The sequence below is a fragment of the Alcanivorax nanhaiticus genome (genome assembly GCF_000756665.1).
GTDB classification, from domain to species: Bacteria; Pseudomonadota; Gammaproteobacteria; order Pseudomonadales; family Alcanivoracaceae; genus Alcanivorax; species Alcanivorax nanhaiticus.
In genome coordinates, this window is record NZ_ARXV01000010.1 from 104,825 (window position 1) to 126,555 (window position 21,731).

Genomic DNA, 21,731 nt, shown 5'->3' on the forward strand with positions numbered 1-21,731 from the left:
TCATAATTCTAAAGCAGCGTTTACGTATCTAAGCTCTGCTTCCCGAACATATTCGATGGCCTCACCTATCTTTTTCTCTGGAAATGTTTCGCTTTCCGAACCTTCACGAAGGCAATCCGCCAAATATGACCAAGCCGTAGCACTACGGCGCATTAAAACCACCAAGCCCATATTTTTTATTTCAGGTAGAATTCCACTTGATTCATCTAGAAACTCTGAGTACATAGCGCGAAAGCCACTACCACCAGTCCCGCGCTTTTCGATTACTTGATACGCAAATCGAAGCAACCAAGGCCATTTCTCAAAAGCTTTCCACCTGGGAAGGTCTTGCTTCCAGGTCGTTAGCGCTTCAATCCCTTTTTTTTGATTTCCCTGCTTGAGAGACTGAGCATTATTAAGGATTGCATTGCGGACTTTTTCGGCCGAGACCTGCACATCAATGTATTCCGGCGCAAACAACGATCCATGATGAATAAAAGGTGGGGACAATGAAAATCTCGCCTCACTTAATTTACTATGTGGCACCTCAATAAGCCCCGGGCGCTCGGTGTCGCTTACAAGTACACTCATTTTATCTCTTGCATGCTTCCAAGCCACAATCGCATGACCTGGAAAATGCGTACTACTTTTAAAATAAGGCAGATGGTATATATCAGTTAACAGTAGGGCTGGCCTGCCGGCCTCAAGATGGTTATCAAGAGCATCTGCTGCTGCACTTTTATCCTGCCAAGTCTCCCATCGAAACGGCACGCCCAGCGTTGAGAACACCCTTTCTTCGAAACCCATTGAACGGACATGGACAATAAACGGGGTGGCCGTGTCTGGTATTTCCACATAGGTAATACCAAGGCCGGCCCCCAGCCCGAAGCAGAAAGCTTCTGTCAAATTGAGTCCATGGAACTCCAGCAGGTCTCTGATAGCCGAACTGCCACAGTGACGCCCAGGCCGATGCGTATGAGGAACATCAATGGTACTAGAATTATCCTGCTTCACTACCTGCATCAGGCCGCCTCACTCACTGGAGCCGCACCATAAATGGTTTCCGATGCCCGCATCGGATCACCATGAGCCTCATACTCAGCCAACCACGCGGTAACTTTCTCAGGCATGCCAGTATCCCAAGGGTGAAACCCAGGGCGAAACCAGGCGAGAAAATCAGGCAGCATACCGGTGAGAATACCGTTTCTACCATAAAGCTTGTTCAAGCCTCGCAGAATCACGCCAGGCTGGCGCGTCACACCATCAAGCTTGAGCATATTCCAAAATACCGGAGCCACTACCAGGTGAACCATAAGAGTCGCGACCACCAGCGCGGAAGCACGTGTCAGGTACCCTCCACCAGCAGCCCCTTGGTAAAGATCATAGGCCACGGCCTTGTGCTCCACCTCTTCAACACCATGCCAAAGGAACAATGCCCTCATTACGGGGTCAGCTTCACTAAACATGTCGCTCTTCTCGCTGACCATGGTTTCGCCAAGGGTTGCCGTAAAGTGCTCAAACGCCGCAGTCATTGCTAGCTGATACTTCTTCGGCAAGTACTTTTGCGTGGTGCGAATAAACGATCTTAGATTCGCCGTTACCTTATCCACGTCTACACCCTGGCTTGCCATAACATCGTTAAAGCGATCATGGACAATCCCATGCTGACCTTCTTGCCGAATAAAGTGGCGAATATCCTCACTCAGCTGATCATCTGTCACCTGATCCTTGAAGTTACGCACTGATTGGATAAAGAAGCGCTCTCCCTCCGGGAAATGCACTGAGAGAGCATCAAAAAAGCGGGTCAGCACGGGATCACCGCCATTCCAGTGCCTTGGCACTGATGAGACATCAAAGGCGACTTTGCGCGGCTTAATCGGGATAGATTTCATGGCTCCTCCAAATAGACAGGGCTCTTCAGGATGGTCAAGCCGCAAAAAAAGCGGCACTTTCGAATATCTTATTTGGTCATACAACCAAATGTCAATGCCAGAGGAATAATTCAAACCACCAACAGCATATGAACGAACCCGGGCGATCATCCAACCCCTTACAACACAGCCATCCACACCAAGATCAAATAACTGGCTACTTTACCGTCTAGTTGGTACATTAAGTAGACCATGTAGTTCGTACTAGGAACCGCCATGAACACCGCCTCTACTCGTGACATGATCTTGGATGCTGCTCAGCGCATAGCCGTAGAGCACGGATCCGGGCGCATTACCCTTGACAAAGTTGCCCGTGAAAGCGGCTTCAGCAAAGGCGGACTTCTCTACCACTTTGCCACTAAAGAAGCTCTACTCCAGGCAATGCTCGAACGCCTAATCGCCCGCACCAGAACAGTTCGCGAGACGCATGAGCAAACGTTGTCGGGCCAGCCCTGGAGCGTCCTGCGCGCCATGCTTGCAGCACGGATGGATCCTGATGTGCTCGACCCCAGGGTCACCATGGCCATACTGACCTCCGCCGCTGAGCAGCCGGCCCTGCTCGACCCGCTGCGTCAATACATTCAGCAAACCCGCAAACGTATCCTCGAAGAAGAACGGGAATCTCCCACAGCATGGCTGCTGTGGGCAGCCGCCGACGGCCTGTTGTTCCAGGAATTACTTAATATCTCACCGGTACCCAGCGACCAGCGCAGTCAGGTTTACCAACAACTGCAACGACTGGCCAAGGACCTGCTCAAATGAGACAACATCCAGCATCCTTTTCCGGAATGCATGCACACGCCAAAAGCGTGTCACCAATACCGCTACGCAATGACTGCATTACTCTTGCTATCTTGCTCTACGCTACCCTGTTGCTGTCATCCTGTGGCGGCAATGACAAAGCAGCAATGGAGCCCCGTGCGGTCCGCCTCTACCAAGTCAGCAGTAATAATAACTTTCAAGCAGCTCGCCACTTCGTCGGTCGCGTCGACGCAGTCAACACAGTGGACCTGTCTTTTCAGGTGAGTGGCCGCATCATCGATATGCCGGTCCATCAGGGCAAGTTTGTTGCTAAGGGAACACTAATCGCCGCGCTTGATTCATCTGATTATCAACTCGCGGTGCGCGAAGCTGAACTACAACTCGAACAGGCCTCGCGCGATCTTGAGAGAACCCGTACCTTGTTCGAACGGGGCACACTGCCGCAAGCAAAATTCGATCAGGCCGAAACCGCATACAAACTGCGTAAAGTTGCTCTTGTTACAGCACAACGAAACCTTGCCTACACACGCATCCTCGCACCGTTCGATGCACTGGTAACACGACGACTGGTCGATCCGTTCACCAACGTACCCGCTGGCGCACAAATCGTGCGAGTGCAAAACGTGGAGGAATTCCGTGTTCACATCAACGTCCCGGAGAACTTGATGGCGACTCTTGAATCACCGGAACGACTGATGGCCGACGCAATTTTCGGTAACGACTCGGAGCATCCGTTGCCGCTCAAATATCACGAACATGAAACTGAGCCGAATTCCGTAGCACAATCCTATCGCGTCACCTTCAGCTTGGCGCGCCAGCACGAAAAGACAATTTTACCGGGTATGACCGTTACGGTGCGTGTAAGTGAAGCCAGCAACCGCCCGGATGCCATGATTGACATTCCCCAGTCCGCACTTGACAGCGATGCCGAAGGCAAATTCCGTGTGTGGGTTTACCAACCGAAAAAATCTGTGGTGACTGCACAGCCGGTCAAGGTACATGGCGTCACCAAGCAGGGCCACGCTCTGGTCGCCGGTCTCTCAGGTAACGAACAGGTTGTTAGTGCTGGCGTGCGGCTATTGCACGATAACATGCCCGTAACCCCATTCAACGGATTCTGATAGGGCGCCTCATGGATATCGCACGCACCTCCATCAAGCGTCCTGTCAACACCTGGCTGATTATACTTGCATGCCTGCTCGGCGGCTTGTGGGGAATGAACAATATTGGCCGCCTCGAAGACCCTGCCTTCACCATCAAGATGGCACTGGTGGTCACGCCCTACCCTGGCGCCACCGCAGTAGAAGTAGAAAAGGAAATCACCGAGCCGCTGGAATCCGCCATCCAGCAATTACCACAGCTGAAACGACTGACCTCGCGATCTCGACCCGGTGAGTCTATTATCAAGGTCGAGATAAAGAACCAGTATGACGGCGACACAATGCCGCAAGTTTGGGATGAACTGCGACGCAAGGTCGGTGACGCACAAAGCTTCCTGCCAATTGGGGCTTTAAATTCCACTGTCCATGATGACTATGGCGATGTGTTCGGAATTTTCTTTGCGGTCGTCGCACCAGACCTAACTGATTCCGAGGTACGCGAGCTCTCGCGCTTCCTACGCCGCGAGTTATTGAATGTGCCAAATGTGTCGAAAGTCACCACCGCAGGCGAGCCGTCAGAAGTCATTTATGTGGATATCTCCCAAGAAAGCCTGGTCAGCCTCGGCATTCCGCTGGAAGTAGTGCTCAACGCTCTACAATCGGAAAACCGCATGCAATCCGGCGGTTCTTTTAAAATCGATGGACGCCGCATTCGCATTAGCGGCGAACCCGGTTTTGATTCAGTCGCAGCCATTGAGGCGTTACGCATCGGTCGACCCGGTTCCACGGAGCAATTCAGCCTGAGCGATGTGGCGTCCGTATACCGCGCTACCGACGATATCCCCAGGGAACTTATCAATTATGATGGCGAAAGGGCGTTCACCCTCGCTATCGCCGGCCTGCAAAATGCCAACATTGTCGAGGTAGGGCACGCGGTCAACGAGCACCTTGATAAAATTCGCCACCATATTCCGTTAGGTGTGCATATTAAGCCGATTTACCAGCAGCACCTTGTGGTTGACAAAGCGATTGATGACTTCCTTGCCAGTCTTGCATTGTCAGTGGCTATTGTAATCTGTGTCCTTTGTCTGGCCATGGGCTGGCGCGTCGGAGTTGCCGTCGGCAGCACCCTTTTACTTACCGTGCTTGGCACAGTGTTTTTTATGGCAATTTTTGCCATCGAAATGGAGCGCATTTCTCTCGGCGCCTTGATTATCGCCATGGGGATGCTAGTTGATAATGCCATCGTCATTGCCGAAGGTATGCTAATCGGTATCCAGCGCGGCAAAAGTGCCGAGAATGCCGCAAGCGAAGCCTGTCGTCGCACCCAAATCCCGCTGCTTGGCGCCACTGTTATCGGCATCATGGCATTTTCCGGGATCGGCCTGTCGCAAGACGTGACCGGCGAATTCCTGTTCTCGCTGTTCGCAGTTATTTCCATTTCACTGTTGTTAAGTTGGCTGCTGGCGATCACTGTTACGCCACTTATGGGCCACTATTTGTTTGATGGCCACCAGTATGAAGAAGGCGAAGATCCCTACGCGCATGCAAGCTACGGCAAGTACCGCATGATCCTTCTGCTTGCACTAAAAAACCGAGGCATCACCGTTACCGCACTAGTTATGATTACCGTAATTTCGATAGTCGGCTTCGGTTTTGTTCGACATGCTTTCTTCCCGCCATCGAACATGCCAATGTTCTACCTTAATGTGTGGCTACGTCAGGGTGCCGATATACAAGAAACCGCGCGGCAGATAAGCGAAATAGAAAGTCTGATTCTCGCTCACGATGAAGTAGAAGCAGTCACCACCTTTGTTGGCCAGGGCGCCAGCCGCTTCATGCTGACTTATGAACCGGAGCTACCAAATCCATCCTATGGTCAGCTGATCGTGCGCGTAACTAATCGTCAGTTGATTAACGGCCTGATTGATGAATTAAGAGTAGTTCTAGCAAACCAATATCCGTCCCTCGAGGTGTACCCACAAACGATGATGTTCGGCCCTGGTGGCGGGGCCAAGATTGAGGCACGCTTTAAGGGCAACGATCCTGCTGTGCTTCGTCAACTTGGTGAGCAAGCACAACAAATTTTCCAAGAGAGTAATGTTGTGCAAGATATCAGAATCGATTGGCGTACGCGGGAGGTTGTCGTGGTACCGCATTTCGATGAAGAACGAGCACGTATCGCCGGCGTTGGCCGTGCAGAAGTGAAAACGTCATCACTATTTGCCACTACCGGTATCCAAGCCGGCACCTACCGCGAATATGACTCGCAAATACCAATTGTGGTACGTCCTCCCAGCGAGGAACGTGGCAGCGTCAGCAAACTCGGCAACCGTGTTATGTGGAGCAGCGCCGAACAGACCTACGTTCCTGTTAGCCAGGTGCTAAGCGGACTAGAAATTGCCACCGAAGAATCCCTTATTCATCGGCGCAACCGTATACGCGCGCTCAAAGTTCAGGCCGAACCGATTGGCGACCTGACTGCCGACCAAGCATTGCGACAATTACATAACGCGGTGGAAACTCTACCGCTGCCAAAAGGTTATGCTCTGGAATGGGGCGGCGAATATGAGAAAGCCAGCGAAGCGCAAGCGTCCCTGGCGAAACAGGTACCGCTGGGGATCCTTGTGATGCTGGTAATTTCAGTATTATTGTTCGGAAAGGTCCGTCAGCCGCTGATAATCTGGCTGATCGTACCAATGTCGATCTGTGGCGTGAGCATCGGCCTGTTACTAACTGGTCAGCCATTCACTTTCATGGCAATGCTCGGCTTCCTCAGCCTTTCCGGAATGCTGATGAAAAATGCCATCGTGTTAATTGACGAAGTCGACGCACAGGTCAAGGACGGTAAGCTAATGAGAGATGCACTAGTCGATGGCAGCGTCAGCCGCCTGCGCCCCGTGATCCTCGCGGCCTTCACCACCATTCTCGGCATGATACCTCTGATGTGGGACGCCTTCTTTTCGAGCATGGCGATTACTATCATGGGGGGGCTTGCCTTCGCCACTCTGCTTACCATGGTGGCAATACCTGTGCTTTATTCACTTTTCTTCCGCGTGCGGTTCTAGGCGGGCTCTTGAAAACTCCGCACACTAACATAGCTTAGCATGAGCCCTCGCACTCTTCTTGGATTATATGATCCAGCCGATAGTGCATGCATCTATCCAAACAACATTTATCACAACTTCTCTTGCGACATAGAGCGCACTTCCATTTGGGCGAACATTACCCCCAACTGAATAGCGAATATTGCTATTCATATTCTCGTCTTTCACGATCGCAATTCAACACATGTGATTTACAAAAGTCTACGGACTACAGGCAGCACAAAGAGACATAAAACTCTGACAACCTATCAAAGCGCCTCTATCTCCTTGGCTTTCACATAAACAGCTCTAATCTAATTATTTTCAAACACATATCACCTCCATGAAGCCGGGAAGGAATGTCCTTCCTGACCCCATCTCATGGAGGTTTCATGATCATTCAATGTCCGTCCTGCCGCTCCATCCGAATCGTCGCCCTGCAAAATGGCCGCAAGGTTGGCGGGACTGTTGGCACGGCTGCCGGCGCTGCCAGTGGGTTTGCCATGGCGACCAGTGGTGCTCGGGTTGGCGCTACTGTCGGCTTGGCGTTTGGCCCTGCCGGGTCCGCCATCGGCGGTATCGCAGGTGCCGTGCTCGGCGGTCTAGCTGGTGGCGTTGCCGGAGGTGAAGCCGGTGCCGCGCTGGGAGCCAAGCTCGACGAGACCTATCTCGACAACCTGGAATGCCTGGACTGCGGACACAGCTTCCGCCTCGATTCTGAGTAACCCCCTCTTCCCTTTGCCCACCACTCCGAAGCCCGCCTTGTGCGGGCTTCTTTATGCCCCTTTGGAGGCCTGAATGGATATTCCCACTTTCGTAAAGAACGAGCAGGGCCTGTACCACGTACAGGGCTGCGTTAAACCCGAGGAGATCGTCAGTACGGCGGCCACCATCCTGCTGGATGAGCTTACCGACCGGGAGGCCCTGACCGCGCCTACCGATGTCGCCCAGTTCCTGCAACTGGCTCTGGCACAGGAGAAAAACGAAGTCTTCTCGGCCATCTTCCTCAACAACAAGCACAAGGTGCTCAGTTTCGAGACCTTGTTCAACGGCACCATTGATAGCTCCGCTGTTTACCCCCGCGTGGTAGTGCAACGCGCTCTGGACTGCAATGCCGCAGCCATCATCTTCGCCCATAACCACCCTTCCGGTTGCAGTGAGCCCTCCACTGCCGACCGGCAAATCACCAAACGCCTCAAGGACGCCCTCGCACTGATCGATGTGCGGGTGTTGGACCACTTTGTGGTGTCCCGTTCCAGCTACGTGAGCCTCGCCGAGCGCGGCTGGCTCTAACCCTGCCCTTTGGGCATTCCCTCTTTAACAGGAGATTCACCATGGCACATCTTGTCGAAAACATGGCCTATGTAGGCCGTACCCCCTGGCACGGGCTGGGCAACCAGCTGGCCAGCCAACAGCCGCTGGAAGTCTGGATGCGCGAAGCGGGCATGGATTGGGAGATCCGTGAGACCCCGGTGCGCTTTATCAGCAGCGAAGCCGGCGCGCTCGGCCAGATCTCATCGTTCCCGGATCAGAAGGTGCTGTTCCGTTCTGACAATCAAGAGCCCCTCTCGGTAGTGAGCAACCGCTTTAAGGTGGTTCAGCCCCGTGAGGTGCTGGAGTTCTACCGGGATCTCACCGAGCAATCCGGCTTCGAGCTGGAGACCGCTGGCGTATTGAAAGGGGGCCGCAAGCTGTGGGCGCTTGCGCGTACCGGGCAGTCCGGCACGTTGGCTGGGAATGACCAAACCAACGGCTATGTGCTGCTGGCCACGGCTTGTGACGGCACCCTGGCTACCACGGCGCAGTTCACCAGTATCCGGGTCGTCTGCAATAACACCCTTGCGGTGGCACTGAATGGCAATACCCATGCGGTGAAGGTACGCCACAACACCACCTTTGATCCGCAGTCGGTGAAGAAGCAGCTAGGCATCTCTGTCTCTGCCTGGGATGACTTCATGTATCGCCTGAAGGCCCTCAGCGAGCGCCGCATTACCCGCAAGACCGCCAAGAAGGTCATGCAGACCATCTTCACCGACACCGGCTATCAGCCACCGGACATGCCGGTGAAGACCAACGAGCAGGCCATGAAGAAAGCCATGGCTCTGTATGAGGGTGCCGGTCGCGGATCGGATCTGGCATCCGCCAAGAACACGGCCTACGGCCTGCTCAATGCCGTCACCGAGTTCGTGGACCATGAGCGCCGTGCCCGCAGCACCGACAACCGGCTGGACTCGGCGTGGTTCGGTAAGGGTGCGCAGATCAAGCAACGCGCTCTGGAACAAACCTCCCTGCTGGTCGCCTGAAACCGGCCCGATCTTTCTCCCCTCTCTATATCCCGCTTAAAAGAAAACCTGGAGAACACCATGAATTTGAAATGGCTCTACCGCCTGTTGGCGGTATGGGACTGCCGCCCTATGCCTGCTGAATTGGCAGCGGTGTGGGGCGCGTTCCTGCATGAAGGCTTGATGTGCCACCCCGGAGACCCAGGACGCAGTCGCCGCATCCTGGAAACCTGGGACAGTGGCTGCATCGAACTGATCATCGCCTCGTGTGAATACCTGGACCCACTGTGGCAGACCGTCTCCCACATCTGGTTCGAGCCCCGTGGCCGCCCTGGCATCTTCGAGTACGAAGTGGTCAGCGAGCTGGGCGAATGGCTGGGTGAGCAACTGCTCACTACCGGCCACCTCCCCAGCGATAAGCAGGCTGAACGCTATATCGAAGCGTTGGTGAATGACTTCTTCGAGATAGGCGATGAGCCATCCTCGTCGTCAGGTCGCGCCGCATGATGTCATTTAGGCATCTCTCGCAATCCCCCCCTTCCCCTACCTCTAGCCCCGGTCACTGTGCCGGGGCTTTTCTTTGTCAGGAGAACACTCATGGCACAACCGAAAAGCACAACTCCTACGCAGCGCCCGGCGCTCCGCCTGGTCTCCACCAAGCAGATGAGCCGGAAGGACTGGCTGAAGATCCGTAAGCAAGGCATTGGCGCCAGTGATGCGGCTGCCGCCGTCGGCATCAGCCCGTACCAGTCCCCACTGGAGCTGTGGATGATCAAGACCGGCCGCGATGGTCTGTTACCCGCGCCTGATCCCGATGACATCCAATCGCCTCTCTACTGGGGCACCCTGCTGGAGCCCAAGGTGGCCGAGGCCTATGCCAGGATCACCGGCAACAAGGTTCGGCGGGTGAATGCCGTGCTGCAGCACCCGGATGAGGACAAGCCCTGGATGCTCGCCAATCTGGATTACGCCGTGGTGGGTAACGATGACGTGCAGATCCTCGAGTGCAAGACCACCGGCCAGTACGGCGCAAAGCTCTGGGCCGATGGGGTTCCCGAGTACATCCAGTGCCAGGTGCAGCACCAGCTGGCGGTCACCGGCAAACAGGCAGCCGATGTGGCCGTGTTGATCTGTGGTCAGGAGTTGCAGATTCATCGGATCGAACGGGATGAGGCGTTGATCGCTCACCTGTACGAGCTGGAGCGGGAGTTCTGGCAGCTGGTGGAAGCGGACACGCCACCGGACCCGGATGGCTCCGACTCAGCAGGGAACGCCCTGCAAGCGCTCTACCCCCAGGACAAAGGGGAAACCATGGATCTCACGGATTACCCGGCCATCGAAGGCGACTTCAATGAGCTACTGGATCTGCGTGACACCCTGGGCCGATTGAACAACCGGGAATCCACCCTCAAGCAACGCATCCAGCAGACCATGGGGTTGGCCAGCAAGGCCACCTTCACAGAGGGCTCTGTGACCTGGAAGCGCAGCAAGGACTCCACTAGCCTGGACACGAAAGCTCTCCTGCAGGATCAGCCTGATCTGCTCAAGCAGTACCCCAAGCACAAGGCCGGGAGCCGTCGCTTCCTGGTTCGCCCCAATGCTTAACCCTCTACGACTCACGGCATAACAGCCGGGCCTGGCCCGGCTGCGTCCATGCCAGTTGCCATCAGGAGAATCCCATGATTAAAGGACTCGCGATTACCCCGCCTATCATTGGCCGCATCAGCATCGGCCGCGTGGTGGAGAAGAACGGCAAGCGTCTGCCCGAGAAAGACGACCAGTTCACCATCACCACCCAGATCCAGACCAAGGAAGGCTGGCTGCCACACCCGCTGGATGAAGCCCTGCGTCAGGACACCAAAGGCAACAAACTCCGCAGCATTCCCATCACCCTGCCCTTCAATGACCCGGACCTGAACCTGCGAGCCGAATACACCTTCTTCGACCGCAAGAGCGGCAGGCCGCTGTGTGCAGGCAACGGGGAGACATGCCGGCGGCATACCGAGAATGGCCTGTCTTCTCTGGACTGCCCCTCCCCGGATCTGTGCGACTACGGCAGCCACGGGCTGTGCAAGCCCTATGGCCGTCTGTATGTCCGTATCGGGAATGACGATGAGCTTGGCTGTTTTGTGTTCCGCACCACCGGCTACAACAGCATCCGTACACTGGCCGCACGGCTGCGCTACTTCCACGCAATCAGTGGCGGCAACCTGGCCACCCTGCCGCTGGAACTCAAGCTGCGCGGCAAGAGTACCATCCAGAGCCACCGGGCACCGATCTACTACGTGGATCTAACCCTGCGGACAGATCAGCCCCTGAAAGAAGCCGTCACCCACGCCAAGGAGGAAGCCAAGGGGCGAGAGAATCTGGGGATTCACCAGACGGAGCTGGACAAGGTTGCTCAGGCCGGGCTGATGAACGCCTGGTTCGAGTATGGGGAGGAAGAAGGGCTACAGGTGGTGGAGGAGTTTTCTGGCGAGAGAGCCACTCAAACCAAGGACTCCCGTCCCCAATCGACTTCTGGACTCAGCAACAAGCTGGCTGGCAAGCAGTCTGCCGGTTAATCCAAAAGGGCCTTCAGGCCTTCCTGACGGCTGCGAGAAAGTTTGCGGTAACGCTTGAGCAAATGCGCCTCTGCTTCACTGCGGACTTCCGCGCCGTAGGTGCCCGCAGGATCGGCGATGCCACCCGCTTCATCACCACAAATCAGGTAATCAAGCGAAACACCTAGCACCTGCTTCAGGGCAGGAAACAGACGAAAACCAGGGGCGTCACGGCCATTCTCCCAAGCGGAGACCGTGGATTTGGTGACATCCAACTCAAAGCCCAACTGTTCCTGAGTCAGCCCCAATGCCAACCGGGCCGCTTTCAGGCGCTCGGGAAAACTCATCACTCCCACTCCACCAAATAGATGAAGCAACGCTACGGCAGAGCCATACCCGTGTCGTATCGCTAAACTTGACCACCAATGTGTCGCACTGCAATACTTTTGCGGTGCTGGGAGACCGAACCTCGTTCGGGCCTAAATCACGTTGGGGGAACGTGGTGTGTCACAACCGGCTAACCAGGATGGTTAGCTGCCCCTTATGCCTCCCGAAATCACCAAGAAGAATGAAATGAGGGCCAACATGGAAGCAACAGAAACACAGAAACCGTGGTTCTACGAAAGTGCCGGCCAACGCAAAGGCGGGTTTTCTGAACAGGAAATGATCGGCTTGATCACCAGCGGAGAAATCACCCATGGCGCCATTGTCTGGCGCAACGGGCTGTCCGGCTGGACGAAGCTCGAGCAAACAGAACTGGCATCCCATCTGGATAAATCCGCTCCACCTCCCCTGACTGGCGAGCATATCAATAACACCATCGTCTGGATTCTGGCCTTTGCACCACTCATCGGCCTGTTTGCTGAAGCTATCGTGGCAGGCATTGTCTATGGCGGCAGCGAATACCGAATACAGAGAGCACTGTCTGGCGGCGAATTCTTCTATATCACTCTGGCTCTGAATATCGGCCTTAGCTTCTGGGACGAACATGTCCTGAAGAAAGGCGGCACGGACACGAGCAAATTCAAGGGTGTGACCTGGCTAATTCCTGTCTATCTGTTCCAGCGCGCAAAAGCGATGAAACACAATCTCGCCTACTTCATTGTCTGGCTGGTTTGTTTCGGCTTCATGCTCACTGCCTTTATTTGATATCAAGGAAACCCGCCATGAAAAAATATCTCACAGGATGTGGGCTTGCATTCATTCTTTCCGGCTGCGGTGACACGCCTCCAGTCGATATCAGAAGCTCCAAAATTGCAGACAACGGATTTGGTGCTGCCGAAGCTCCCTTTCTATCCATCACCGCAACCACAAAATCAGATGACCTTGAGATCAGGGAAATCATTGTCAACAAAGGAAACTGCCAGAGGATGAACTCTGCCCGTGCAATGGGTCAGGAAATGACGTCTCGCTTACCCAAAACGGTTTCACTTGGGGAAGGCGTTGTTCAGGCCTTCGACTACTTATGCAACGTCATTGAGGTTGAAGTCGTGACGGATATCGGCAGTTGGACCTTCAGGGAAGGTAACGACTTCCAGACCTGGGGCAATTGATCCCTACCCCTAGACAGGCTGAATCCCAAAACCCACTTAAGCCAACCATTATTCCGCATTATCTCAGAGGACGAGCATGAAACACCTGACTGTACCCTTGGCCATTGTGTCCGTAGCACTAACCGGCTGCATTCAATATGCGCCCGAATGTGGCGACGAAGAAACCACAAACCTGGTCAAGCAGATAGCCGACCGGGAAATGACCAACCAACTTGGCCATGGCTCACAAGGCCTTTTCACGTACACCGTTAACGCCATACGAACCCAAAGCACCAATAAAGAAACAGGCGCCCACACATGTGCTGCCCAGCTTGGCATTACGGCGACAACTAACGGTGTAACCAATGAACTGCCCATTACCTACACCGTAGAGGTGGCGGATAACGGTGAAAAGTTCTACGTGAATGTCTTTGGCCTGTAAGCCATAGACCGGGATATCCAACCCTTTGTTACCAACATACCCATTAACCCATACCACAGGACGGTCTAATGAAATACATGATCCTGGGCTTTCTTGCCTTTCTTCTGGCCGGTTGCGGCGAGAAATTCGATGCCACATCGCAAAGCATGATCAAAATATCCTATAACAATATTTTGAAAAGTTTGGACACACCAGCTGAAAAAGGTGAGTTTGCCAGGCAGTTCAATTCTTACACTGAACCTTACCAACTTTTTATCTGCGCGGACGGGTTGGGCAGCGACGAAATCAGTGACGATCCCTGCATCGAGAAAAACGACATAGAATCTTTACACGGACTGTCATATGACGAGGTGGTCGAGACCGTAGCCAAACATGAAGCGGAGGTCGCAAACATAAATCGCCAGATAGTCAAAGCGAATATCGAAACACTACACAGAGCGTGGAAAAATACAGCGGAAGGAATTATCCAGAGAGACAAGGATTTTGTTGTTTCTGCTGAGAAGGCTTCGATGCAAGGACTGCCAGCGGTCACCTTTTCTTTCACAAACAATTCGAAGCACACGATTTCCGGGTTCTGGCTCTGCCTTAATGTAACTGAAGTACAGACAGGGAATGAAGTTGCCTCAGAGTGTAACGATGTAAAACCCTTCAATGTAGGACGCCCCATTCCACCAGGAAATAGCTATAAGGACAGCATGGTGCATAGAAAAATTGGCACGTATGCAAGAAACCAAAATTATCGTGTCACAGGCTTTATTGCCAATGTGGTTGATCCCATGGGTAATGAAGTTTACCCGGCGATGACCAATGGCGAATACGAGGAGTATAAGCAGCTCAAAAATAGTCATCTTGATATTTTCGATGAAGTGGAAGAGGAAATTGGAGCAGCAGCTTGGTACAACTAGCTCTGACAGGTGTTGACGGAGGAACTATCTCCGTCAACATTCTCTAATTATCCATCCAAATCATCACACCCTACCCTCTCTCCAAAGAGCCCAACAAGATGAGTGTACTGCTTTATATCGGAATGATGCTGTACGGTATTTTTTTACCCGAAAATATACTGCCAAAACCTACAGCTATTTTCGTTACAGTGAAGGTTCTTTTTGGGGCCGGATTTGCCTGACGTGGTATCTGACTTCGATATTAGGGGCTTTACTGATCTTCTCTATCGGTTTTTTCTTGCTCATTGGTAGACATTTCTGGTTATAGCCACTCTCCAACGTCCCATTCCCCCTCCTTCATTCGCTTGAATGCCGACCGGCCCGTCGCCCTTATGCGGCATTTGGCGGTTGGAGAATGCGGCATTTAACTCTGAATGAGAAAAGGCTCCCCTACCGGCTGCTTGAGGCTGACCTTGTCAATCGGGGTAGCTATCAGATCAGCGTGTATCACTGGGTCTAGCAACCCTTCCAGCTCCGCCATCCGTTACCTCTGGCGACAACCAACTGTCATACGCCTCTTCTGGCAACCACAATGGCGTGGATTTGCGGTGGATCTGCTCCAGGGCCGGGATGCCTGGCAGGGTAATGATCGACGCGGAGGTAACTTCCTCCCCTGTCACCTTGTCCGTCCATTCTTTGTACAGCCCCCCAAAGGCAATGGCACTGCCATTGGCTGGCTCCAGCAGATGCGGGCGTTTACCGTCCTGGCTCTCGACAAAGGCGGTGGCGGGTATGATGCAACGTGAGTGCTTGAACTCCCTCTTCTGGGGGAGCTTTCGGTAATTCGTATTGACGCTGAAGTAATCACGGTGGGGGCGCAGCCCTTGGGGCGTCTGCTGCAGATAGAGCCACCAGGTTGCCGTGCGCAGTAATCGAGCCTCACTACCCCCCGTCACCACGCTAATCTGGGCCCCAGGGCGAAAGTCGCCGTAGATCAGTCGGTTAGCGTCCACGCCCAACGCTTCTGCCAATTTGGCTGAGCCATCGCTCTTGATTAGCACGTAATTGGTACACATAATCAAACACTGTGCTTATGGACAGTTTATTTAGCCATGCCAATTACCACTCTCTCTCCACTGGAGATAAGGGAGCAGTTTGCTGCACCCTGCTATCTCTCCCGCGTCAGGACCGGGTTTCCGAGCCCTGCTGACGATTACATGGACAAGAAACTCGACCTCAATGAGTTCCTTATAAAACACCCCGCCTCAACCTTCTACTGCTGGACGGAGGGGGAATCCATGGAGGGCGTCGGCATCTATGACCGGGATCTCCTGATTGTTGACCGCGAGGAGCAGGCACGGCATCAGGATGTGGTCTTAGCCTTTCTGGATGGTGAGCTGACCTGCAAAATCCTGGATGCCCATCGTCGCCTGCTTTGTTCAGCCCACGAGGACTTCCCGCCGATCCCCATCCTGGATGGGAGCGACTTTCAGATTGAGGGGGTTGTGATCAATGCCATCCACTTCTTCCGCCATCGCACTGGTTGACTGCAACTCGTTCTACGCCAGTTGCGAGCAGATCTTCCGGCCTGACTTACGAGGCAAGCCGGTGGTGGTGCTTTCCAATAACGATGGTTTTGTGGTCGCCCGTAGCAAGGAGGCCAAGGCACTAGGCATCCCAGACCTGGAAGCCTTTTTCAAGATTGAGGGACTACTCAGAAAGCATGACGTAGCCATCTTCTCCAGTAATTACCCGCTGTATGGCGACATCTCCAACCGGGTGATGACCAAACTCCAGGCATTCAGCCCCCGGATTGAGGTCTACAGCATCGACGAGATGTTTCTCGACATGGCGGGCATGCCTGACGATCCGAAGCACACCGCACATGAGATCAAGGCTCAGCTGTGGGATCACATCCGAATGCCAGTAGGGGTAGGCATTGCGCCAACCAAAACATTGGCCAAGCTGGCCAACCGGACTGCCAAGAAGCTCCCGAAGTGTCAGGGTGTCTGTGTGCTGGATGAACCACTGAAGCGGGAATGGGTGCTGAAGCGTGTCCCTGTAACGGCCATCTGGGGGATCGCCCGGCGATTGGGGGCCAGGCTCAATGCTGAAGGAATTCACAGCGCTCTCGATCTCGCCAGGGCACACCCAAAGGTCATTCGGCGAATGACCAGTATCAACCTGGAACGAACTATCGAGGAGCTGAACGGCAGAGCCTGTCTGGCCCTTGAGGAAGTACCGCCCGCGAAGAAGCAGATCTACTGCACCCGCTCTTTCGGCAACAAGGCCACTACTTCAGGCCCTGTACTGGAGGCAGTATCTCTCTATGCGTCCCGAGCCGCCGAGAAACTCCGGAAACAACACCACCTGGCGCTGAGCATGCATGTGTTCATGCACACCTCGCCATTTGAGCCGAACTACCACTCTGCCAGTGATCTGGTCCAGCTTCCCTACCCCACCGACGACACACGGGAGATCGTGAAATTGGCCAGGGCGACAGCCGCTCGCCTGTACCAACCTGGTCATGCCTTCCTGAAAGCGGGTGTTGGTCTCGTGAACATCTGCGACCGCAAGCATCATCAATTCGACATGCTACACCCAGGCCAGACAGAGAGAGCCGACCAGCTCATGACCGTCATCGACCGGATCAACCGTGCCCAGGGGAAAGGTAGCGTGTTTATGGCCTCCCAAGGGACCTCCGCCCCTTGGTACATGAGGCAACAGTTCAGGTCGCCGGAGTACACAACGCAATGGGCAGAGTTACCCGTAGCTCACTGTCACACGCCGCCCTGCTCTTGATTGCACTCACACTGTAGGTCAACGACCTTCTCTGGTCGCTGCTCGGTCTTTCCATTGCTTCAGTGCCTTGTAGCGGGGCCCTCGCACAATGCGCAATTGATTGACGCTCTTTTGTCCGGTTAGCCTAAGGGACTGTTCTTTTTTTGCGAAGTAACGGATGAGAGCCTTCATATTGGCTTCCTGGATTGCATCGCCCTTACGAAATTCTCCAATCGCCAAATGCCGCTCAGGGACCTGTAATCGTTTCGACAGCGTCGTTCTAACCTCGCCTACATTCACATTAAACCCAGCCCCTTCACCTTTAGTAACCACGTCACACCAATAGCTCTTCAAGTAAGTGCCAAGCAAAACATCCATGCGGACCTTACTACCGTCATATATAAAGTATCCATGCCAGTGATAGCCCTTTTTTGCCCCGTATTCAATCTTGAAAACCGCCAACACCAGAGCAGAAAACTGGCGCTTGTTATGCCGCATGTTTCTAATGAAGCGGTCTAGATCGTTTGATATGCACTCTGGGGTTTTATTCCTTCGCACAGACTGTTTGTAGCTGCCATCAACACGCACCAAGCGAGCTTTTCGACAAAGGCTCAACGCCTCGTTCACTGCCCCGGTGATGCTGTCTACTCTACGCTGCGCCCTGACCACCTGCTGTCTACGAAACTGAAGGATCTCAGGTGCTGATAGCCGCCGTTTCAGTTCGTGAAGATACTCGAGATAGTGATCATGTACCGTTTTACCGCCAACGCGATCATGCAACCGACGCCCCGTCAAGACGCGAACCGCCGCTTCCCTATTGAGGTCCAGGACAACCTGAACATCCGGGTCCACCTTGTACCCCCAGAAATCATCCTCAGTGAGATTGATGCAAGATTCGATGGCTGGAGTCTTCTTATTGGGGATTCTGCGGATAAGCCCCTGGCTAGTCTCCTGCCGTCGGCTAATGACCAGTCGCCGCTGGGGCACGATTTCATCTAAAAGCGTCGTGACGTCCGCAAGCGCACGTGCAGCCTCTGACTGATCAGTGATGTAGACATTTTGGGGATTATCTCTCGGATTGAAGACATCCAATCCACAGTCCAGCATTTCATGGAACTGCTCCAACCGTCCCACTTGAGCCTCTGCTGTTGGCAGCATGCTGTGTCCCTGGTTCATCATCATTGCTCCAGTTACTAACTTTATTCATTGATAGGTTTTAATGAGCAACGAACCAACCAGAATGGAAATCTGAATATTAATAAAACCAGAGAAACCAGAGAATAAACATGTTCCCCTTTATGATTAACCAGACAACCACTCCCGGATCCCGAAATCACTGATTATCGCCGCTCATATAATGGGAAAAACATGTACGTTATTAAGCAAGCCCTACTAATACTGACACCGCCATCAGTATTAGTAGGAATTTTATTAACATGAGAAATTTCGCAGCCCTGACTATACACTGACCACGACATCACTCTGCCCCCAATGGCTCCTGAGGATTGACCGAGGGCTCTACCCGCTTTTAAGCAAGGAGCCCCCACCTATTACAGATGGTAGAAGTTTGCTTTGTATACATTATGGCCCGTCTGATAGAACCCGGACCAACGGCCAGTTCCGCAGTTTAGCGCGCCCTTACAGAGGCCCAACTTCTGCTCCACCTTCCTGGCATCCTTGGCACTTCTGGTAGGCAGCGCAAAGTGGGTGTCAACGTTGGCGACCACTTCCTCACTCAGTTCATCAAGCGTTTGAGCGGCCAGCATGAGGCCAACACCGAACTTCCGGCCCTCTTTCGCAATGGTCTTTATGATGCAGTCATCCGCTTTCTGGCGTATCACCGATCCAGCCTCATCAAGGACGAGATACACACGGAATGGCGATCCGGCATCAAACGGTGATTCTTTCACTGGCCCCATGGCCGCAATTTCAGCATAGATCATATTCACCAAGGTTCGAGCCACCCAGCCCCTCATTGAAGCGGGGATTCCCTGCATATGAAGACGCGCACCATTCTGTAAAAGATCATCAACCCTCAAGGGCGATTCATGCTCGAAAATAGCGCATGCAGCCAATACATCAACACGGTTTATCAAGCCATCAAAAATCTGCCTTTCCCTGCTGCTTTCGGCCTCGTCTTTCTTCTCAAGAAGAAGATCTCTCAGATCAGAAGGCCGAATACTCTTTGCAGCCGCAGCGGGGGAATCGGAAGCGCTTTCCGTAATCCCCAGGCGCCGCCACAACTCCATGATCGCTGATCGCAGAACGTTGATTTGACCATCTCCAAGCTTTCGCCTCCCCGTCGCTTCAATGGCTCTGACCGCGTTTTCCAGGCACCCTCTCAGACCAAAGACCTCCAATGCCAAGGGCGTTGGCTCCAGAAATCTGATCGAACATTCACCGGAAGCTCCATCTCCAAGATGCAGCGTCCTGATCCCTGATATAGCCAAGTCATCATGAAAATCGAAAATCACTACCGGCACCTTCGAACAGAACAGGTATGATGCGATAAATTTGGCTACGGTCGACTTCCCCATGCCAGATGATCCGGTGATCTCGACATGCCCGTTGGCACATAGTCCTGGAAAAAATCCCAACCCACGACCGGACAAAGCATCAATGCCGATATTAATAGGCGGAACCTGAATGGACCGAATCACCATTTCTCACCCCCACTATCGACAACGTTTGGCACAGTCTTAGCCAAGCGCCGAATTTGTGCCCCTTTAATTATCCTGATCTGCCGGTGCTTTTTCCCGTTACCATTTGCACGTAGTTTCTGGCTGAATTCAGCGAAGCGCGTAACAGCAGCTTCCAGGAGCTGCTGCCGGGCATGATCGCCCTGAACATCAACAGGAGAAGCAACATCTATGAAGTTCAACCCTGACCACTTCGATAATGTGGCAGCAAATGGCTTGTCGGTTGCGCACAGAAAACTACCTTCCCCATCCGTCACATTATCTCGCCAGTAGCAGCCAAGGTTAGTCGCCCGCTCCCCGGCTCCAGGTTTGAGCAACAGCATACCGCTGATATGGAATCCCTTGTGGTCGCTCAATTCCACAGAAAAGATAGCCACCAGAATGCAGTGAGATGCAGAGTGATGCCGAATCCCATTTGCAAACTTTTTATAAGCAGCGTCGGTATCAGCTAATGCCTTCCGCATCCTGAACTCCGGCTTCCATGACAAATCGATCAAGGCAATTTCGGCCTTATCGCACTGCCGAAAACACTGCCTGACAGGCTGCATCACGGAGTGATAACGCCGCTTGGCATTGCCCGCAGCGTTATAGCATCGCTTTACATGAGCCTGGCTAATGACAGTCCTTCGGTAACAGTCAACGCATTCACTCATGTTGTCGACGACTTCTTTCGTCAGGGCATACCTACCTGGCCGAATATCTACCAATGCAGAAAATCTGGGACACTCAAGTAATTCCAACCATGCTTTCATGTCTGGCAGGAGGTCATACCGCCTTATGACACTGCGGTTTATTTTCAAGATCTTGACCACCGAAAAGTAATCCTTACCAGGGACCATCCGCTTACGGCCATTAGCTGACTGACTCTCTACCGCGATTTGGATATCTTCGCCGGCACGGATCTTGTCTGTTACCGCTTCCAAGTAGGAATATGCATCCAAAATTTCGCTCTGCCCATCTAGGCAAAAAGCGTTCTCCTTCGCGCTATCCCACATGTCTTGGATGGCAAGCAGCTTTCTTGCAGAACAAGCTGTCCGTCTCTGTAACGATGAGAAAACATGACTAATCACCATGATTATCTCCCGTGACGTCGGCCAAATAATCTGCCACATCTTGCGCCCGCCAGCGGGTACAGTTCCCTCCCAGCCTTATCGGCTGTGGAAATTCGGGAATAAAGTGCTTCCCGTTGCAATCAACCCAAGCCCACAGCGTGCTCACTCCGATCCCCAATTCCTCAGCCAGATCTTTGGCTGACAGCATAGTGAGGCCGGTTAGCGGCTTTGGTGCTTCACCTGCGCAAACAGATGGCGGCGCAGCAATCAATCGAGTATTCATTAAACCTCCAAAATACTGCGCCAAACGACACCATTCCCAAGGCAAAGTAATGCCATAAGAATTGTGCCTACGCTCAGCGCAGCGCAGCCAAATTCCTCAGAACGACCACAAGGTCGCAATCCAAATATAATTTTGTGTTTGACTGGAAGTTCACGCTTCGCGTGAAACCAATACTAGGGAGGGCGACTTATTGCTGATGGATGCCACTTCCATTCAGGCTGCGCTGTTGAAAAGACATTAAATGTCTGTAGTGTTCTGCCAACACCGCGTTAATCAGGTGCAGGAGGACTTAGCTATCTGTGGCGATGCCAAGCCAAGAAAAACTACTGCATTCCCAGCCACGACGTCAAGCCTTAAAAACAACGCACCCAAAAA

23 protein-coding genes are annotated in these 21,731 nt (G+C 53.4%); 15 read left to right on the plus strand and 8 right to left on the minus strand.

Annotation, left to right across the window (positions count from 1 at the left end):
• Positions 1 to 1,002: a BtrH N-terminal domain-containing protein gene (locus tag Y5S_RS12880; protein WP_052041593.1), complete on the minus strand. Its 1,002-nt coding sequence runs from the start codon at positions 1,000 to 1,002 to the stop codon at positions 1 to 3.
• Positions 1,002 to 2,021: a metal-dependent hydrolase gene (locus tag Y5S_RS12885; protein ID WP_231552687.1), complete on the minus strand. Its 1,020-nt coding sequence runs from the start codon at positions 2,019 to 2,021 to the stop codon at positions 1,002 to 1,004. Before Y5S_RS12885 ends, Y5S_RS12880 begins: the two co-directional genes overlap by 1 nt.
• Before the next feature lie 105 nt (positions 2,022 to 2,126).
• Between Y5S_RS12885 and Y5S_RS12890 the strand changes: the two genes are divergently transcribed.
• The 9 genes from Y5S_RS12890 (at position 2,127) to Y5S_RS12930 (ending at position 11,704) form a co-directional block, all read left to right on the plus strand.
• Positions 2,127 to 2,672, plus strand: a complete 546-nt coding sequence (locus Y5S_RS12890) for a TetR/AcrR family transcriptional regulator (RefSeq protein ID WP_035233486.1) — start codon at positions 2,127 to 2,129, stop codon at positions 2,670 to 2,672.
• Positions 2,669 to 3,793: an efflux RND transporter periplasmic adaptor subunit gene (locus Y5S_RS12895; protein WP_081939763.1), complete on the plus strand. Its 1,125-nt coding sequence runs from the start codon at positions 2,669 to 2,671 to the stop codon at positions 3,791 to 3,793. The genes Y5S_RS12890 and Y5S_RS12895 overlap by 4 nt, the downstream gene beginning before the upstream one ends.
• 11 nt (positions 3,794 to 3,804) lie before the next feature.
• On the plus strand, positions 3,805 to 6,840 hold the full coding sequence (locus Y5S_RS12900; protein WP_035233487.1) for an efflux RND transporter permease subunit: 3,036 nt from the start codon (positions 3,805 to 3,807) through the stop codon (positions 6,838 to 6,840).
• Between the two features lie 410 nt (positions 6,841 to 7,250).
• Complete coding sequence (locus Y5S_RS12905) at positions 7,251 to 7,583, plus strand: hypothetical protein (protein ID WP_035233488.1); 333 nt, start codon at positions 7,251 to 7,253, stop codon at positions 7,581 to 7,583.
• Positions 7,584 to 7,656: 73 nt separating this feature from the next.
• On the plus strand, positions 7,657 to 8,151 hold the full coding sequence (gene radC, locus Y5S_RS12910) for a RadC family protein (protein WP_035233489.1): 495 nt from the start codon (positions 7,657 to 7,659) through the stop codon (positions 8,149 to 8,151).
• Positions 8,152 to 8,192: 41 nt separating this feature from the next.
• Positions 8,193 to 9,161, plus strand: coding sequence for a DUF932 domain-containing protein (locus Y5S_RS12915; RefSeq protein ID WP_035233491.1), 969 nt, complete (start codon positions 8,193 to 8,195; stop codon positions 9,159 to 9,161).
• A gap of 60 nt (positions 9,162 to 9,221) precedes the next feature.
• A complete protein-coding gene (locus Y5S_RS12920) occupies positions 9,222 to 9,647 on the plus strand; it encodes a hypothetical protein (protein WP_052041595.1) in 426 nt (141 codons plus the stop codon).
• 90 nt (positions 9,648 to 9,737) lie between these two features.
• Positions 9,738 to 10,745, plus strand: coding sequence for a YqaJ viral recombinase family nuclease (locus Y5S_RS12925; protein ID WP_035233492.1), 1,008 nt, complete (start codon positions 9,738 to 9,740; stop codon positions 10,743 to 10,745).
• A 74-nt stretch (positions 10,746 to 10,819) separates the two neighbouring features.
• A complete protein-coding gene (locus tag Y5S_RS12930) occupies positions 10,820 to 11,704 on the plus strand; it encodes a recombination directionality factor (protein WP_035233494.1) in 885 nt (294 codons plus the stop codon).
• Here Y5S_RS12930 and Y5S_RS12935 read toward each other — a convergent pair.
• Positions 11,701 to 12,030: a helix-turn-helix domain-containing protein gene (locus Y5S_RS12935; RefSeq protein ID WP_081939764.1), complete on the minus strand. Its 330-nt coding sequence runs from the start codon at positions 12,028 to 12,030 to the stop codon at positions 11,701 to 11,703. The genes Y5S_RS12930 and Y5S_RS12935 overlap by 4 nt on opposite strands.
• Before the next feature lie 238 nt (positions 12,031 to 12,268).
• Here Y5S_RS12935 and Y5S_RS12940 point away from each other — a divergent pair, with 238 nt between their 5' ends.
• From Y5S_RS12940 to Y5S_RS12955, 4 genes are all read left to right on the plus strand, one after another.
• The gene (locus Y5S_RS12940) at positions 12,269 to 12,832 is read left to right on the plus strand and encodes a DUF4339 domain-containing protein (RefSeq protein ID WP_035233536.1); all 564 of its coding nucleotides are present in this window, start codon (positions 12,269 to 12,271) and stop codon (positions 12,830 to 12,832) included.
• Between the two features lie 17 nt (positions 12,833 to 12,849).
• Positions 12,850 to 13,236 carry a putative periplasmic lipoprotein gene (locus Y5S_RS12945; protein ID WP_035233496.1) on the plus strand — a complete coding sequence of 129 codons (387 nt, stop codon included), beginning with the start codon at positions 12,850 to 12,852 and terminating at the stop codon, positions 13,234 to 13,236.
• Between the two features lie 76 nt (positions 13,237 to 13,312).
• Entirely contained in the window at positions 13,313 to 13,657 is a 345-nt protein-coding gene (locus tag Y5S_RS12950) for a hypothetical protein (protein WP_052041596.1), read from the plus strand.
• Positions 13,658 to 13,725: 68 nt separating this feature from the next.
• Entirely contained in the window at positions 13,726 to 14,562 is an 837-nt protein-coding gene (locus Y5S_RS12955; RefSeq protein WP_035233498.1) for a DUF6694 family lipoprotein, read from the plus strand.
• A 476-nt stretch (positions 14,563 to 15,038) separates the two neighbouring features.
• On the opposite strand, the gene Y5S_RS12960 is transcribed toward Y5S_RS12955, so the two are convergent.
• The gene (locus tag Y5S_RS12960; protein ID WP_052041597.1) at positions 15,039 to 15,617 is read right to left on the minus strand and encodes an SOS response-associated peptidase family protein; all 579 of its coding nucleotides are present in this window, start codon (positions 15,615 to 15,617) and stop codon (positions 15,039 to 15,041) included.
• A gap of 36 nt (positions 15,618 to 15,653) precedes the next feature.
• Here Y5S_RS12960 and Y5S_RS12965 point away from each other — a divergent pair, with 36 nt between their 5' ends.
• Both Y5S_RS12965 and Y5S_RS12970 read left to right on the plus strand, forming a co-directional pair.
• Positions 15,654 to 16,088, plus strand: coding sequence for a LexA family protein (locus tag Y5S_RS12965; RefSeq protein WP_081939765.1), 435 nt, complete (start codon positions 15,654 to 15,656; stop codon positions 16,086 to 16,088).
• A complete protein-coding gene (locus Y5S_RS12970; protein WP_035233500.1) occupies positions 16,054 to 17,343 on the plus strand; it encodes a Y-family DNA polymerase in 1,290 nt (429 codons plus the stop codon). The genes Y5S_RS12965 and Y5S_RS12970 overlap by 35 nt, the downstream gene beginning before the upstream one ends.
• 18 nt (positions 17,344 to 17,361) lie before the next feature.
• On the opposite strand, the gene Y5S_RS12975 is transcribed toward Y5S_RS12970, so the two are convergent.
• From Y5S_RS12975 to Y5S_RS12990, 4 genes are all read right to left on the minus strand, one after another.
• Positions 17,362 to 18,501 (minus strand): inovirus-type Gp2 protein, encoded by a 1,140-nt coding sequence (locus Y5S_RS12975; protein ID WP_035233501.1) that lies wholly within the window; start codon positions 18,499 to 18,501, stop codon positions 17,362 to 17,364.
• A gap of 371 nt (positions 18,502 to 18,872) precedes the next feature.
• Entirely contained in the window at positions 18,873 to 19,985 is a 1,113-nt protein-coding gene (locus Y5S_RS12980; RefSeq protein WP_156107761.1) for an ATP-binding protein, read from the minus strand.
• Positions 19,979 to 21,094, minus strand: coding sequence for a hypothetical protein (locus Y5S_RS12985; protein ID WP_035233504.1), 1,116 nt, complete (start codon positions 21,092 to 21,094; stop codon positions 19,979 to 19,981). The genes Y5S_RS12980 and Y5S_RS12985 overlap by 7 nt, the downstream gene beginning before the upstream one ends.
• A complete protein-coding gene (locus Y5S_RS12990) occupies positions 21,084 to 21,356 on the minus strand; it encodes a helix-turn-helix transcriptional regulator (RefSeq protein WP_035233505.1) in 273 nt (90 codons plus the stop codon). Before Y5S_RS12990 ends, Y5S_RS12985 begins: the two co-directional genes overlap by 11 nt.
• Between the last annotated feature and the right edge of the window lie 375 nt (positions 21,357 to 21,731).

What these genes read in the sequence shown, in the direction of transcription:
- Y5S_RS12985 (WP_035233504.1), bottom strand. Translation starts at nt 21,094, where the DNA reads ATGGTGATTAGTCATGTTTTCTCATCGTTACAGAGACGGACAGCTTGT.
- Y5S_RS12880 (WP_052041593.1), bottom strand. Translation starts at nt 1,002, where the DNA reads ATGCAGGTAGTGAAGCAGGATAATTCTAGTACCATTGATGTTCCTCAT.
- Y5S_RS12885 (WP_231552687.1), bottom strand. Translation starts at nt 2,021, where the DNA reads ATGATCGCCCGGGTTCGTTCATATGCTGTTGGTGGTTTGAATTATTCC.
- Y5S_RS12890 (WP_035233486.1), top strand. Translation starts at nt 2,127, where the DNA reads ATGAACACCGCCTCTACTCGTGACATGATCTTGGATGCTGCTCAGCGC.
- Y5S_RS12940 (WP_035233536.1), top strand. Translation starts at nt 12,269, where the DNA reads ATGGAAGCAACAGAAACACAGAAACCGTGGTTCTACGAAAGTGCCGGC.
- Y5S_RS12905 (WP_035233488.1), top strand. Translation starts at nt 7,251, where the DNA reads ATGATCATTCAATGTCCGTCCTGCCGCTCCATCCGAATCGTCGCCCTG.
- Y5S_RS12955 (WP_035233498.1), top strand. Translation starts at nt 13,726, where the DNA reads ATGAAATACATGATCCTGGGCTTTCTTGCCTTTCTTCTGGCCGGTTGC.
- Y5S_RS12895 (WP_081939763.1), top strand. Translation starts at nt 2,669, where the DNA reads ATGAGACAACATCCAGCATCCTTTTCCGGAATGCATGCACACGCCAAA.
- radC (WP_035233489.1), top strand. Translation starts at nt 7,657, where the DNA reads ATGGATATTCCCACTTTCGTAAAGAACGAGCAGGGCCTGTACCACGTA.
- Y5S_RS12990 (WP_035233505.1), bottom strand. Translation starts at nt 21,356, where the DNA reads ATGAATACTCGATTGATTGCTGCGCCGCCATCTGTTTGCGCAGGTGAA.
- Y5S_RS12965 (WP_081939765.1), top strand. Translation starts at nt 15,654, where the DNA reads ATGCCAATTACCACTCTCTCTCCACTGGAGATAAGGGAGCAGTTTGCT.
- Y5S_RS12970 (WP_035233500.1), top strand. Translation starts at nt 16,054, where the DNA reads ATGCCATCCACTTCTTCCGCCATCGCACTGGTTGACTGCAACTCGTTC.
- Y5S_RS12925 (WP_035233492.1), top strand. Translation starts at nt 9,738, where the DNA reads ATGGCACAACCGAAAAGCACAACTCCTACGCAGCGCCCGGCGCTCCGC.
- Y5S_RS12900 (WP_035233487.1), top strand. Translation starts at nt 3,805, where the DNA reads ATGGATATCGCACGCACCTCCATCAAGCGTCCTGTCAACACCTGGCTG.
- Y5S_RS12935 (WP_081939764.1), bottom strand. Translation starts at nt 12,030, where the DNA reads ATGAGTTTTCCCGAGCGCCTGAAAGCGGCCCGGTTGGCATTGGGGCTG.
- Y5S_RS12920 (WP_052041595.1), top strand. Translation starts at nt 9,222, where the DNA reads ATGAATTTGAAATGGCTCTACCGCCTGTTGGCGGTATGGGACTGCCGC.
- Y5S_RS12960 (WP_052041597.1), bottom strand. Translation starts at nt 15,617, where the DNA reads ATGTGTACCAATTACGTGCTAATCAAGAGCGATGGCTCAGCCAAATTG.
- Y5S_RS12930 (WP_035233494.1), top strand. Translation starts at nt 10,820, where the DNA reads ATGATTAAAGGACTCGCGATTACCCCGCCTATCATTGGCCGCATCAGC.
- Y5S_RS12980 (WP_156107761.1), bottom strand. Translation starts at nt 19,985, where the DNA reads ATGGTGATTCGGTCCATTCAGGTTCCGCCTATTAATATCGGCATTGAT.
- Y5S_RS12915 (WP_035233491.1), top strand. Translation starts at nt 8,193, where the DNA reads ATGGCACATCTTGTCGAAAACATGGCCTATGTAGGCCGTACCCCCTGG.
- Y5S_RS12945 (WP_035233496.1), top strand. Translation starts at nt 12,850, where the DNA reads ATGAAAAAATATCTCACAGGATGTGGGCTTGCATTCATTCTTTCCGGC.
- Y5S_RS12975 (WP_035233501.1), bottom strand. Translation starts at nt 18,501, where the DNA reads ATGATGAACCAGGGACACAGCATGCTGCCAACAGCAGAGGCTCAAGTG.
- Y5S_RS12950 (WP_052041596.1), top strand. Translation starts at nt 13,313, where the DNA reads ATGAAACACCTGACTGTACCCTTGGCCATTGTGTCCGTAGCACTAACC.